General features: G+C 65.6%; 11 protein-coding genes and 1 tRNA gene. 3 read left to right on the top strand and 9 right to left on the bottom strand.

Translation table 11 applies throughout. The annotated features are described in order from the left end of the window. Nucleotides 1-224: 224 nt before the first annotated feature. Nucleotides 225-1,808: an ABC transporter permease gene (locus DFS21_RS05555; RefSeq protein WP_111531959.1), complete on the top strand. Its 1,584-nt coding sequence runs from the start codon at nt 225-227 to the stop codon at nt 1,806-1,808. Continuing rightward, complete coding sequence (locus DFS21_RS05550) at nt 1,805-2,668, top strand: ABC transporter ATP-binding protein (RefSeq protein WP_111531958.1); 864 nt, start codon at nt 1,805-1,807, stop codon at nt 2,666-2,668. The genes DFS21_RS05555 and DFS21_RS05550 overlap by 4 nt, the downstream gene beginning before the upstream one ends. Nucleotides 2,669-2,770: 102 nt before the next feature. Here DFS21_RS05550 and DFS21_RS05545 read toward each other — a convergent pair whose 3' ends face one another. From DFS21_RS05545 to DFS21_RS05510, 8 genes are all read right to left on the bottom strand, one after another. Continuing rightward, nucleotides 2,771-3,046 (bottom strand): gamma-butyrobetaine hydroxylase-like domain-containing protein, encoded by a 276-nt coding sequence (locus tag DFS21_RS05545; protein WP_111531957.1) that lies wholly within the window; start codon nt 3,044-3,046, stop codon nt 2,771-2,773. After that, complete coding sequence (locus tag DFS21_RS05540) at nt 3,046-4,011, bottom strand: HEAT repeat domain-containing protein (protein WP_110697113.1); 966 nt, start codon at nt 4,009-4,011, stop codon at nt 3,046-3,048. The genes DFS21_RS05545 and DFS21_RS05540 overlap by 1 nt, the downstream gene beginning before the upstream one ends. Further along, nucleotides 4,008-4,859: an ABC transporter ATP-binding protein gene (locus DFS21_RS05535; protein WP_111531956.1), complete on the bottom strand. Its 852-nt coding sequence runs from the start codon at nt 4,857-4,859 to the stop codon at nt 4,008-4,010. The genes DFS21_RS05540 and DFS21_RS05535 overlap by 4 nt, the downstream gene beginning before the upstream one ends. Further along, on the bottom strand, nt 4,859-5,635 hold the full coding sequence (locus DFS21_RS05530) for an ABC transporter permease (protein WP_102683501.1): 777 nt from the start codon (nt 5,633-5,635) through the stop codon (nt 4,859-4,861). Before DFS21_RS05530 ends, DFS21_RS05535 begins: the two co-directional genes overlap by 1 nt. A 15-nt stretch (nt 5,636-5,650) precedes the next feature. After that, complete coding sequence (locus DFS21_RS05525) at nt 5,651-7,057, bottom strand: ABC transporter substrate-binding protein (RefSeq protein WP_110697109.1); 1,407 nt, start codon at nt 7,055-7,057, stop codon at nt 5,651-5,653. Between the two features lie 124 nt (nt 7,058-7,181). After that, nucleotides 7,182-7,427, bottom strand: a complete 246-nt coding sequence (locus tag DFS21_RS05520; protein ID WP_008096634.1) for a ferredoxin family protein — start codon at nt 7,425-7,427, stop codon at nt 7,182-7,184. Nucleotides 7,428-7,576: 149 nt separating this feature from the next. Continuing rightward, nucleotides 7,577-9,301 (bottom strand): fumarate reductase/succinate dehydrogenase flavoprotein subunit, encoded by a 1,725-nt coding sequence (locus DFS21_RS05515; RefSeq protein WP_102683503.1) that lies wholly within the window; start codon nt 9,299-9,301, stop codon nt 7,577-7,579. Beyond that, entirely contained in the window at nt 9,298-10,047 is a 750-nt protein-coding gene (locus tag DFS21_RS05510; protein WP_111531955.1) for a GntR family transcriptional regulator, read from the bottom strand. Before DFS21_RS05510 ends, DFS21_RS05515 begins: the two co-directional genes overlap by 4 nt. A gap of 212 nt (nt 10,048-10,259) precedes the next feature. Between DFS21_RS05510 and DFS21_RS05505 the strand changes: the two genes are divergently transcribed. Further along, a tRNA-Arg gene (locus DFS21_RS05505) sits at nt 10,260-10,336 on the top strand. Nucleotides 10,337-10,429: 93 nt separating this feature from the next. Here DFS21_RS05505 and DFS21_RS05500 read toward each other — a convergent pair. After that, nucleotides 10,430-12,280: a DUF3857 and transglutaminase domain-containing protein gene (locus tag DFS21_RS05500; protein WP_111531954.1), complete on the bottom strand. Its 1,851-nt coding sequence runs from the start codon at nt 12,278-12,280 to the stop codon at nt 10,430-10,432. Between the last annotated feature and the right edge of the window lie 121 nt (nt 12,281-12,401).

The following is a 12,401-nucleotide window of genomic DNA, read 5'->3' as shown; positions in this document are numbered from 1 at the left end:
CCTACAAAGATCAAAACTTCATTTTTTAGTAACCAGAAGACATAACCCAGGCGCCATGCGGGCCTGCGACGGGCTTGCAGGAAACGCATGGAAAATATGAGGAAAACGCAACGGGACGGGGCTTCCGCATGCACCGACCGCATGCTCTTATCTCTTGAATACTATTTATATGAATTTTTAATTCCATAAATGAATAAACAAGGAACGGTTTGGGAGATGCCCCGATGAGCGAAGTCTTGAGCGCAAGTCTGCGGCGCCTGTGGCGGCCGCTGCGCGGCCCTTTCGCGATGCAAGGCCGCTCCTATCTGCCGTGGATCGTGCCGTTGGCGGTGGCGGCCCTGTGGGTCGTCGCCAGCCGGGAGCACTGGATGAGCGAACAGATCCTGCCCGCCCCCGCGTTGGTCTGGCAGAGTGCGCTGGAGTTCGGCTCCGGCGAACTCTGGGGCCACCTGTGGATAAGTCTGCGGCGCCTGATCTGGGGGCTGCTGGCAGGAGTCGCCAGCGGCCTGCTGCTGGGCACTTGGCTGGGCGGGTCGCAACGGGCGCAGACTCTGGTGTTGCCCACCTTCGTCGCACTGGCGCAAATCCCGACCTTGGCCTGGATCCCGCTGTTCATGCTGTTCTTCGGCATCGGCGAGCTGCTCAAACTGGTGGTGCTGGTCAAGGCGGTGGTAGTGCCGGTCACGCTGCACACCCTGGTCGGCGTGCGCGACGCCCAGCCCAAGCTGCGCGAGGCCGCCGCCGTCCTGCGCCTACCCCCTCACCTGCTGTTCCTGCGCCTGTTGCTGCCCGCCGCGCTGCCGGCGTTTCTCGCCGGTGTGCGACTGGCCTTGGCCACTGGCTGGACCTCGCTGCTGGCTGTGGAACTGCTGGCCTCCAGCGAAGGCATCGGCTACCTGATGGTCTGGGGGCGGCAGTTGTTCATGCTCGACCTGGTGTTCCTCTGCATCCTGCTGATCGGCCTGGTCGGCGCACTGATGGATCGCGGCTTCTCGCGCCTGGAACGCAGCCTATTGCACTGGCCGCAACCGGCCACTGGTGAGCAGTTGCGCGGCCAGGTGCCACGCGGCTGGCAAAGCCTGCTGCTGCCTGCAGGGCTGTTGCTGCTGTGGCAGGCCGCCAACAGCCTTGGCTGGGTCGATGCCAACATCCTCTCTTCACCGCTGGATGTGCTGCGCAGCCTGTACGCAGGCCTGCTCGACGGTTCGTTACCCGAGGCCCTGCGCCTGAGCCTGCAACGCACCCTGGTCGGTCTGTTGATCGGCGGTGGCGCGGGGTTCGCCCTGGGCCTGCTGCTGGGCCTGTCAGCCAACGCCGAGCGCTTGCTCGGCCCGAGCCTGTCGGCGTTGCGCCAGGTGGCGCTGTTCGCCTGGGTGCCGCTGCTGACCGCCTGGTTCGGCCTGGGTGAAGGCGCCAAGCTGGTGTTCGTCGCACTGGCGGCGTTCTTCCCGATGCTGATCGCCACCCAACGCGGCATCGCCAGCCTCCCGCCACAGTTGGGCGAGGCGGCGCAGGCCCTGCGCCTGGACCTGCCGCACCGGCTGCGTCTGCTGGTGTTGCCTGGCGCCGCCCCGGCGATCTTCGCCGGGCTGCGCCTGTCGCTGATCTATGCCTGGCTCGGCACTATCGGCGCCGAGTACTTCATGCCCTCGGACGGCGGCATCGCCAGTCTGATGATCGGCGCCCAGCAATTGTTCCGCATGGACCAGGTGATGGCTGCCATGGTCCTGATCGGCCTGGTCGGCGCCCTGCTCGGCCACCTCGGCCAACGCCTTGAATCACGCGCCACGCGCTGGAGATCCGCATGAACGCTTTCATCACCCCGGCCCTGCACGCGGCCAACCAAGCTGATGCCACACCGCCGCTGGTCAGCTTCGAGAAAGTCGGCAAGACCTTCAGCGTCGACGGTCAGTCGTTCGAAGCCATTCGCGACTTCGACCTGTCGATCGAACAGGGCGAATTCATCGCCATCGTCGGCTCGTCGGGCTGCGGCAAGTCCACCCTGCTGCGCCTGCTGGTGGGCCTGGACAACGACTACAGCGGCCAGATCCGCGTCGATGGCCAGCCGGTCAACGGCATCGGCGGTGAACGCGGCATCGTGTTCCAGGAGCACCGCCTGTTTCCCTGGCTGACGGTGGCGCAGAACATCGGCCTGGGCCTGGTCAACGACAAGCTCACCCAGGGCGAGCGCGCCCGTCGGGTGCATGAATTCGTGCACCTGGTGGGGCTGGTCGGTTTCGAATCGGCCTACCCGCACCAGCTCTCCGGTGGCATGGCCCAACGCGTGGCGATCGCCCGGGGGCTGGTGGCCAGCCCGCGCATCCTGCTGCTCGACGAACCGTTCGGCGCCCTGGATGCACTGACCCGCCAGCAGTTGCAGGACGAGTTACTGGCAATACGTGAGCGTTCTGGGGTGACCGTTCTGCTGGTGACCCACGATGCCGAAGAGGCAACCTACCTGGCCGACCGGGTGGTGGTGCTGGAACCGCGGCCGGGGCGGATCAAGGCGGTGGTGGAAGTTGGGCTGTCGCATCCGCGCCAACGCACCGGGGTGGCACTGCATGGCTTGCGCGAGAAGGTGCTGCACCAGATTACCGGGGATGGCGGCTATCTGCGGCCGGTGGTGCATAGGGTGGAGGGGTTGCGGCCGGAGTTGATTGCGCTCTAGGGGTGGGTTGCCTGTACCGGCCTCATCGCCGGCAAGCCGGCTCCCACAGGGTATTGCCTTGCTTTTGTGGGAGCCGGCTTGCCGGCGATGAGGCCGGTGCGGTCAACCGAGACTGCGCAGGTAGTCCCAGGGATAAATCCCCCGCTCATGCCCATCGCTGAACACCAGCTGCACCCCATACCCCTGGACCTCGATCCGCGCCACCCGCACATCCTCGCCCACCAGCGAAATCGCACCCTTCAACCGTGCGGCCCGGCACTGTGAGCATGGGCAGGCACCGCGCAGCCGGGTGTGGCTGATCACCTGCTCAGCCTCACCCCACTGCACCAGCAGCTCACCGCGTTCGCGGCGGTTGCGCAAGGCGCTGGGCGCGTTCATCACACCACCCCCTGCAACTGCGCCAGGGCGATGCGCACCGCCTTGCGCACTTCCGGGTCGCTGTCGGCCTCGGCCGCCTGCAACGCCGGCAAAGCCCGGGCTTCACCCAGCTCGCCCAGCGCCAGTGCGGCTTCCTTGCGCAGGTTGGCGATGCCATGGCCCAGCAACTGCGCCAGCCCATCCAACGCGGCCGCATGGCGCAGCCGGCCCAAGGCCCGCGCCGCGCGCAAGCGGACCTGCCAATAGCTGTCGCCCAGCGCCGCGATCAAGGCCTGACCCGCTTCAGCCTGGCCGACCTTGCCCAGGGTGGTCGCCGCCTCTTCACGCACCTGCCAGGCCTCATCGGCCAGGGCGCTGATCAGCGCCGGCAGTACACGGGCATCCCGGGCGAGGCCCAACGCGCCAATGGCGGCGCGGCGCACGTCGGTATCCGGCTCGTTGGCCGCCAGTTGCGCCAGCGCGGGCAAGGCCGGCGCATGCTTGAGCCAGCCGAGGATGCCCACCGCTTCGCGGCGCACACCGGCATCCACATCCGCCAGCGCCTGCAACGCAGGCACAGCGGCGTCCTCCAGGCGCAGCTCGCGCAGGGCGCGCAAGGCGCTGGCCCGCACGAAGGCATCGGCATGGCTGGCCCAGGGCAGGATCAGTTGCCCCGCCTCCTGGGTCTTGAGCTCACTGAGGCTCTGGGCGGCCGCCAGGCGCACCGGCTCGGCGGGGTCGGCCAATGCGGCGCACAGGCCCTGCACCACTTCCGGCGCCTCCCAGGCTTCGAGCAAGCGCGCGGCTTCGGCGCGCACATCAGCATTGGCGTCGACCAACAGCGCATCGGTGAGCCAAGGCAGGCCGTCCGGGTCTTCCAGGTCGGCCAGTTCGATCAGGGCGATGCGTCGCACGCCGGCATCAAGGGCGTTCAGGCGTGGCAGCAGTTCGATGATGTCGGGGTTGTCCGTGATTCGTTCAGTCATAGCGCAATCCGCAGCGGAGGATGGTCGGTGTCGGGCAGGCCCAAGGGTGTCAGGCGCGGCAGTTCGCGTCCTTCTTCATGGCGCAGCAACGCCAGGCAATGGCGTTTGAGGTGGGTGAATGCAGGGCTGGTCAGCAGGCTCGCTCGCCGCGGGCGGGCGAAGTCCAGCCGCAGATCTTCGATAAAACGCCCAGGCCGGGGGCTCATCACCAGGAGGCGGTCGGCCAGGAACAGCGCCTCATCGATGTCATGGGTAACGAACACCACCGTGGTGCGGATGCGCGCCCAGATATCCAGCAGCAGTTCCTGCATGCGCGCACGGGTCTGCGCATCGAGGGCGCCGAACGGTTCGTCCATCAGCAGCAGGCGCGGGCGGTTGATCAGTACCCGAGCGATCTCGGCGCGTTGCTGCATGCCGCCGGACAACTGACTGGGCCAGCGTTGGGCGAAATCACCCAGGCCGACCAGTTGCAGCATCTCGGCGGCCTGATGTCGACGCTCGGCCTTGCCCAGCCCCTGCATCTTCAAGCCGAAGGCCACGTTGTCGAGCACGTTGCGCCAAGGCAGCAGGGTGTGATGCTGGAACACCATGCCGCGTTGCGGCGAAGGGCCGTCGACCGCTTGCCCGTCCACCAACAACTGGCCGCCGGCCGGCGTCAGGTGCCCGGCCAGTGCGCCGAGCAACGTGGACTTGCCGCAGCCGGACGGTCCGAGGATGCACACGAACTCGCCCGGGGCGATGGCAAAGTCCAGCGCCTGCACCGCTTCGAAGGTGTCACGCCCATGGCCCAGGCGAATCGACAAACCCTGCGCTTCGATACGCCCGGGCACCTGTTGATAACTGCTCATCACGCACGCCTCCGTATCCAGGGCGTGGCCAGCGCGCCAAGGTGCTTGACCAGCGCGCTGCTGCCCATGCCCAGCACGCCGATCAGCAGCATGCCGACGATGATGTCGGGGTAGTTCTGCAAGGTGTAGGACTCCCAGGTGTAGTAACCGATACCGAACTGCCCGGCGATCATCTCGGCAGTCACCAGGCAGAACCACGAGGTGCCCATGCCGATGGCCAGCCCCGTGACGATGCTCGGCAGCGCGCCCGGCAGCACCACTTCGCGCAGGATCGCCCAGCGCCCGGCGCCCAGGCTGCGCGCCGAGGCCACCAGGCGCGGGTCGATCGCCTCGACGCCGTGCACGGTATTGAGCAGGATCGGGAACAGCGCACCGGTGAAGGTGATGAACACCATCGACAGCTCCGAGGAGGGAAACATCAGGATCGCCAGCGGGATCCAGGCCACCGCCGGGATCGGCCGCAACACTTCCAGCGGCGGCATCAGCGTGTCCTCCAGCCACTTCGAGCGACCGATCAACAGGCCCAGGCTCACCCCCAGCAGCGCCGCCACGCCGTAGCCGGCGAACACCCGCGCCAGGCTGCTGCCCAGGTGCGCCAGCAGGGCGTTGGAGGCCAGCAGTTGCCAGGCGGCGTCGAGCACCGCGCCGGGCGTGGGCACGTAGGTGAAGGTGAACAGCAGCAGGTCCAGCTTGTGGCTCGCGGCCAGCTGCCAGAACAGCAGGCAGGCCAGCAGCGACGCCAGGCGCAGGGGCCAGCGCGCAAGGTCACGGGTCATGGCGGCGGCTCCCGATCAGCGCTGGGCCAGCAGCTTCTGGTTGGCCTGCACGAAGTCCAGCGCTTCGCCGCCATGGGCCTTGGCGTACTGCTCGGCCTGGTCCTTGAGCAGGAAAGCCGCCAGCTGGCCCTGGCCGTTGCGCACGAACCAGGCCTGGTTGGCCAGCAGCTTGATGCCGCTGTCGGCGGCCTGGGCGTAGATCGCGCGGATATCCTTGCCCTCCTGTTCCAGCTGGGCCAGGGCGCTGAGCGCGGCTTCCGGGGAGCCGTAGTGGCGCACCTTGTCCTCGCCGCGTACCCAGATTTGCGCCAGGCGGCTGAAGTCGGTGATGGGCTTGCCGGTCGCGGCATCATTGGCCTTGAGTGGCAGCGGGTCGTAGTTTTTCAGGGCCTTGTCGTAGTCCTGCCCGGCCTGCTTGTAGGCGCTGCGGATGTACTGGTCATCGATGAACTGCGCGGTGTCCAGACCCCGGTCGGTCTTCTTCAGCAACTTGAGGGTGTCGATGGAGGTGGCCACGGCCTGGCGGTACTCGCGCTTCCAGGTGAGGTCGCGGGTCTGCAGGCCGAGCGGGCCGTGGAACAGGTAGTTCACCTCGGCTTCGATGCCGGTGACTTTCTCGATCAGCTCGCTGTACTTCTCGGGCTCGGCGGCGAGCAGGCGGTCGGCTTCCAGGCTGGCACGCAGGTAGGCGGTGACCACTTCCGGGTACTTTTTCGCGTAGTCGGCGTCCACCAGCGCGCCATGGAAGGTCGGCGCGTTGGCCTGGGCGCCATCGTAGATCTTGCGGGCGAAGCCGCGGTTGGGGAACAGCTCGGCAAAGGGCACGAAGTCGGCGTGGGCCTCGATGCGGTTGCTGCGCAGGGCGGAACCGGCGATCTCCGGAGCCTGGGCAATGATCTTGACGTCCTTCTGCGGGTCCCAGCCTTGGGCGGCGACCGCGCGCAGCAGCATGCCGTGGGCGGTGGAGGCGAACGGCACTGAGATGGTCTTGCCCTTGAGCTCGACCAGCGACTGCACGCTGGAGGCGGCCGGCACCACGATGCCGTTACCGCTGCCGTGCACGCTGCCGGACAGCACGCTGATGAACAGGCTGCGCTTGCCGGCATCGAGGTGGGCGACGCCGTTGAACGAGCCGGGGAAGTCGGCCATGGCGCCAAAGTCGAGCTTGCCGGCGACCATCTCGTTGGTCAGCGGCGCGCCGCTGGTGAAGTTCTTCCACTCGACCTGGTACTGGGCGTCCTTGTACTTGCCGTCATGAGGCAGGTATTTGTCGAGCAGGCCCAGCTCGCGGATCAACAGGCCGCCGGTGGCGCAGTTGATGGTGGTGTCCTGGGTGCCGATGGCGATACGGATGGTTTCGGCGCTGGCGTTCAGGCCGGTGATTGCCAGCGCAAAGCCGGCCACGGTTGCTACAAGGCGCATGGGTGTTTCCCCTCGAATCGTTTTGAGTATTGGAGTCGTCTCCGCCACCGGGCTGGGGTGGTGGGAAACGAGGGGTATTGCAGGTGGGCGTCCGGTGGTTCGGCCGGATGGCGGGGGTTCGGGTTCAGCGCAGCAGGTACGGGATATCGACCTTCACCGCGCCGGTGGGGCAGTCCTTCTCGCAGGGCATGCAGTACCAGCATTCATCGAAGGCCATGTAGGCCTTCTGCGTGGCCGGGTTGATGGCCAACAGGTCCATGGGACACACCTCGACGCAGACCGTGCAGCCTTTTTCGGCGATGCATTTGTCTTCGTCGATAGTCACCGGGGCACTGCTGCGAAAGAAGATTTCCTGGGGTTGGTAGGCCATGTTCACGGGGTCCTTGGGGCCTTTGGCCCTCTTTATGGTTCATCGCCGGGGCTGCTGGCCCTATCGCTGGCAAGCCAGCTCCCACAAAAGCGCTATGCCCACCCTGTGGGAGCCGGCTTGCCGGCGAAAGGGCCGCACAGCGGCCCCATTCACGCCGCGTCAGCCTTCACCCGCAGCCGGTCGTACGCGGTCTGTTCCTCGGCATCCAGCGGGATCAGGTACGGCTCCACCGCTTTCTTGAAGCTGGTCATCCCACCGTCCTCGCCCTTCTTCAGATGGCAATGCACGAACCACTCGCCATCATTGCGCTCGGGGAAATCAACCCGGTGGTGGTACAGCCCCCAGCGGCTCTCCTTGCGGAACAACGAAGCGCGCGCGGCCATCTCGGCGCAGTCGCGGATGACCGCAACTTCCATGGCACGCATCAGCTCATGGGGGTTGTTGGCCTTCATCTGCTCAAGATCGCGTTCGATTTCGGCGAAGCGCGCCAGGCCGATTTCCATCTTCTTGGTCACCTTGGGCGGCTGCAGGTAGTCGTTGACCATGCGGCGTAGCTTGTACTCGACCTGGGCCGGCGGCAGGCCGTGCTCACGCTGCAAGGGCGCGAACACCCGCGCCTGTTCGCGTTCGACCTGCTGCGTGTCGACCTCGGCGTACTCACGCCCGGCCACATACTGCGCGGCATTCACCCCGGCGAACCAGCCATAGGTGAACGCGCCGAGCATGTAGTTGTGCGGTACCGCGGCCATGTCGCCGGCGGCGTACAGGCCCTTGACGCTGGTCTCGGCCTTTTCGTTGACCCACACCCCCGAAGCCGAATGCCCGGAGCAGAAGCCGATCTCGGAGATATGCATCTCGACCATGTGCTGGCGGTAGTCGGTGCCACGCCCGGCGTGGAACTGGCCACGGCTGGGGCGCTCGTTGCTGTGCAGGATTTCCTCGATGTTCTGGATGGTTTCCTCGGCCAGGTGGTCGAGCTTGAGGAACACCGGGCCGTTGCCGCCTTCGAGTTCCTGGTGGAACTCCCACATCATCTGCCCGCTCCAGTAGTCGCACTCGATGAAGCGCTCGCCCTTGCTATTGGCGGTGTAGCCGCCCAGGGGGCCGGTGACGTAGGCGCAGGCCGGGCCGTTGTAGTCCTTGATCAGCGGGTTGATCTGGAAGCACTCCAGGTTGGCCAGTTCCGCCCCGGCATGGTAGGCCATGGCGTATCCGTCGCCGGCATTGGTGGGGTTTTCGTAGGTGCCCATCAGGTAGCCCGAAGAGGGCAGGCCCAGGCGCCCGGCGGCGCCGCAGGCAAGGACAACCGCCTTGGCGCGGATCACCCGGAACTCGCCCGAGCGGCAGTCAAAGCCCAGTACACCGGCGGCGGCGCCTTCGCCATCGAGCAGCACGCGGGTGCAGACCATGCGGTTGCTGATCTCCACCCGGGCGCGCTTGAGCTGGCGATACAGCACCTTCTTGATGTCGTGGCCCTCGGGCATGGGCAGCACATAAGCGCCCATGTGGTGGACCTTCTTCACCGCGTAGTCGCCAGTTTCGTCCTTCTCGAACTTCACGCCCCACCGGTCGAGCTGCTCGATGGTCTCGAAACTCTTGGTGGCGTAGGCATGCACCGCGGCCTGATTGACGATGCCGTCGTTGGCGACGGTGATTTCCTTGGTGTACTGCTCGGGCGTGGCATGCCCGGGGATGATGGCGTTGTTCAGGCCGTCCATGCCCATGCTGATGGCGCCGCTGCGCTTGACGTTGGCCTTGTCCAGCAACAGCACGCGCAGGGTCTTGTCCTGCTCCTTGGCTTTGATCGCGGCCATGGGCCCGGCGGTGCCACCACCGATGACGACGATGTCGTAATCCTGGGTCTGGATGCTCATGCCTTGCCTCCCTTCTGGCGGTCGATGCGCAGGCGGTACTGGAACGCGTCGCCACGGTAATAAAGGTGTTCGAAGTCCAGCGGGGCGCCGTCGGCGGTGTGGGTGAGGCGCTCGATACGCATGATCGGCGCGCCCTCTTCCACCTCCAGGGCCTGGGTCAGGTCGCTGTCGGCGAGCACCGCATCGATTGCCAGGTCGGCATGGCCAAGGGCGATGCCGCAGTCGTTTTCCAGCAACAGGAAGATGTCGCGGGTGACCAGGTCGGCCTTCTCCAGCTTCTCGCCGACCGCCTGGGGCAGCCAGGTGATTTCCAGCGACACCGGCTCACGGTTGATCAGGCGCACGCGGCGGATTTCGGTAACCAGGCTGCCCTCCTCGACCTGCAGCCGCTGCGCGACCAATGCACTGGCCGGCACATGGCGGAAACTGCGCAGGCGGTTGAGCACTTCGTAGCCCATCTGCGTCATCGACTCGGCCAGGCCCTGCAGGGTGCTGACGTTCTGGAACGCCTTGGGCTTGGCGACAAAGGTGCCCTTGCCATGGATCTTGAAGATCAGCCCTTCCTTCTGCAGGTCGCCCAGGGCCTGACGCACGGTGATGCGGCTGACGTCGAAAGCCTTGCCCAGCTCGTTTTCCGAGGGCATGCGGCTGTGCGGTGGGTAGCAGCCGTCGAGGATGCGCTCGCGTAGCAGTTCCTTGAGCTGGGTGTAGAGCGGTACGGGAGAAAGCGGGAGCAATTCGGCCATGGTCTTCTCTGCTGGCTGACTTGTTATAACAAGTTGTGACCAGAAGATAGCGGGTATAAGCCTGGCCTGGAAAATACCGATATCGAATATGGTTAGAGCGCATCGCAGGGCAAGCCCGCTGCCACGGGCGCGCGATCGCACAGCCAGGGAAAAACACTCCTATATCAAGGCGATGGACGCCACCAACGCAGATGGGTATCATGCGCCCCGATGCACTCGTAGCTCAGCTGGATAGAGTACTGCCCTCCGAAGGCAGGGGTCGTGGGTTCGAATCCCGCCGAGTGCGCCATGACTTCGCGCTGCCACCCGTGTGTTTTCACCGATGGCGGCAAACAAAAGCCCCGCTCAGATCGCTCTGGCGGGGCTTTTGCGTTTCCGGGCCTCAGCCCTGCACGATGATCTGGCCTTGCAGGTCCCTGACCATGGTTTCAATGACTGGCTTCATCGCCTTGAACTCTTCAGGCGTGCACACCGCCTTCGGATGCTTGAACTGCATGCGCCGCTCGACCACCACGGCATTGCCATCGCGCGTGTAACGGGCACTGTAGTCGAAGCTGCCTTCCTTCACGGCAACGGCCTTGGGCGTCGCCAGGACGGTGACTTCGGCAGGGAACTCGAAGCGCGACTTCTCCACCGTTTCGTTGGAAATGCAGACGAAGCCCTGGGTGCGTTCGTTTTCGGCGGCAAAACCATAGACCATCTGCGAGATGCCACCGACCAGGCTGCTCAGTGCTGGAAGCCCCACTGGCCCTGGCAGGTTCACCAGGTTCTCGGTATGCCCCTGGACCTGGCTGTGGAAGTGCTCCGGCGCCACCGATGGCTGGATCAGGATCTTGCCGCTGCCCCGCTGCCCGTAGGCATTGAGCACCTGCTCGACCATGCGGTCGAGGTCGGCCGGCTTCATCGACTTGGCGCCATAGCGGTTGACCTCGCTGGCCCAACCCTCGATCGTCGAAGCGCCGGTGAAGTCCGCGGCACCCGTGCCCTTGACCTTGAACAGCATCTCACCGACCTGCTTGCCGAACTGCGAGGCCGGGGTCTTGCCGAATTCGCCCGAGGCGGTCAGCAGCGTCGTCTTGTCCAGATCCATCAGCGGCAGGTAGCCGGCGGCCACCGACGGGTCGGTCGAGTCCAGGTACAGATCCAGGCTCGGTACGTAGGTCAACACATGGTTGAGCACGCCCAGGGTCGGCACCTTGGGCAGGTGGTAGGCATTGCCGAGGTTGATCAGGGCAGGCGAGCTTTCGATGGCCGCGGCCTTGAGCAACGCCTCGAGCAGGGCGACATGGTCCTTGCAGTCGCCATAGCGGTTGTCCAGCACGCTCTGCGCCGAATGCGGAACCACCCCGCCGGCACCGACATAGACCGCCACGTAGCGGATGTTCTCACGCACCCAGTCACTGAGCTTGAGCGCCTTGGCCCGGGCATCGGGCAGGTTCGCCGTCAACTGCTCGGCCAGTGCGGCGATGGCCGGCGTCACTTCCACCCCAGCGCGCGTCTGGTAGCTGGCGGCAAGCCCTGCGTAATCCTTGAAGGTCGACACCGCGAGGTACTGGCCATAGTCCAGGTAGGACACGGCGCTCGCCTCGATCCTGGCCCTGTCGGCGGGCACGAAGTCCCAGCGGTAGACCTTGCGGCCCTTGCCGGCCTTGGGCGAGGACGCCTTGAAGCCACGGGCATCAGCGTACAGCGGCAGATCCGCCGGCAGGTCGTAGATTAGCGAGAACTGCTCCACGGGGTGGAAATCCGGGCCGGTGAGGTCCTCGAAGTGGCCGGGGAACAGCGCAGTGTTGCGATGGCGCTTGTAACGCAGCACCAGGCGATCGCCGACGGCCACTTCCGGGAAGATCACCACCTTGACCCGGGAGTCCTGGAACATCGGCGCGTAGGTGGACGCCTGCTCCTGCTGCTCCTTGATCTGCGAGGCATCGACCATCACCTTGCGCCCATCGGGCTTCTGGGTGAAGGCTTCGTCGACCTCCAGGGTTTCGTACGAGCGGTTGTAGCTCAGCGGCTGCTGGGCCTTGGCCTGGATGGCCCGCTCTTCGTTGATGCGCGAGATCGACTCGACCGCCACCTGGAAGCTGCCGTCGGCCTGCACGGTGAAGGTCTGCACGACCTTTTCCAGGGTGACAGAGTGGTCGGTGCCATCGTCCCGGGCCTGGGCGGGTGTGATGCAGGCAAGGGTGACGGCCAGCACCCCGGCCAGGGGTGCAAGGTAAGACGTGAACATGAGGATCCTTCTCTCGTAGAACGGGTTATTGCAAAAAACGCTAATGATACGCATTTTTGTCATAAAGCTGCAGGCCGCGCCGCAGATGAAAGCTTGTACGTTTGTGCGGAAATGCACATTG

It is taken from the genome of Pseudomonas sp. 2848 (genome assembly GCF_003253945.1).
Classification (GTDB): domain Bacteria; phylum Pseudomonadota; class Gammaproteobacteria; order Pseudomonadales; family Pseudomonadaceae; genus Aquipseudomonas.
Note: the sequence above shows the minus strand (reverse complement) of the source record. Positions and strands in the feature narration are given on the sequence as shown.

What these genes read in the sequence shown, in the direction of transcription:
- DFS21_RS05525 (WP_110697109.1), bottom strand. Translation starts at nt 7,057, where the DNA reads ATGCGCCTTGTAGCAACCGTGGCCGGCTTTGCGCTGGCAATCACCGGC.
- DFS21_RS05555 (WP_111531959.1), top strand. Translation starts at nt 225, where the DNA reads ATGAGCGAAGTCTTGAGCGCAAGTCTGCGGCGCCTGTGGCGGCCGCTG.
- DFS21_RS05545 (WP_111531957.1), bottom strand. Translation starts at nt 3,046, where the DNA reads ATGAACGCGCCCAGCGCCTTGCGCAACCGCCGCGAACGCGGTGAGCTG.
- DFS21_RS05515 (WP_102683503.1), bottom strand. Translation starts at nt 9,301, where the DNA reads ATGAGCATCCAGACCCAGGATTACGACATCGTCGTCATCGGTGGTGGC.
- DFS21_RS05540 (WP_110697113.1), bottom strand. Translation starts at nt 4,011, where the DNA reads ATGACTGAACGAATCACGGACAACCCCGACATCATCGAACTGCTGCCA.
- DFS21_RS05530 (WP_102683501.1), bottom strand. Translation starts at nt 5,635, where the DNA reads ATGACCCGTGACCTTGCGCGCTGGCCCCTGCGCCTGGCGTCGCTGCTG.
- DFS21_RS05535 (WP_111531956.1), bottom strand. Translation starts at nt 4,859, where the DNA reads ATGAGCAGTTATCAACAGGTGCCCGGGCGTATCGAAGCGCAGGGTTTG.
- DFS21_RS05550 (WP_111531958.1), top strand. Translation starts at nt 1,805, where the DNA reads ATGAACGCTTTCATCACCCCGGCCCTGCACGCGGCCAACCAAGCTGAT.
- DFS21_RS05500 (WP_111531954.1), bottom strand. Translation starts at nt 12,280, where the DNA reads ATGTTCACGTCTTACCTTGCACCCCTGGCCGGGGTGCTGGCCGTCACC.
- DFS21_RS05510 (WP_111531955.1), bottom strand. Translation starts at nt 10,047, where the DNA reads ATGGCCGAATTGCTCCCGCTTTCTCCCGTACCGCTCTACACCCAGCTC.
- DFS21_RS05520 (WP_008096634.1), bottom strand. Translation starts at nt 7,427, where the DNA reads ATGGCCTACCAACCCCAGGAAATCTTCTTTCGCAGCAGTGCCCCGGTG.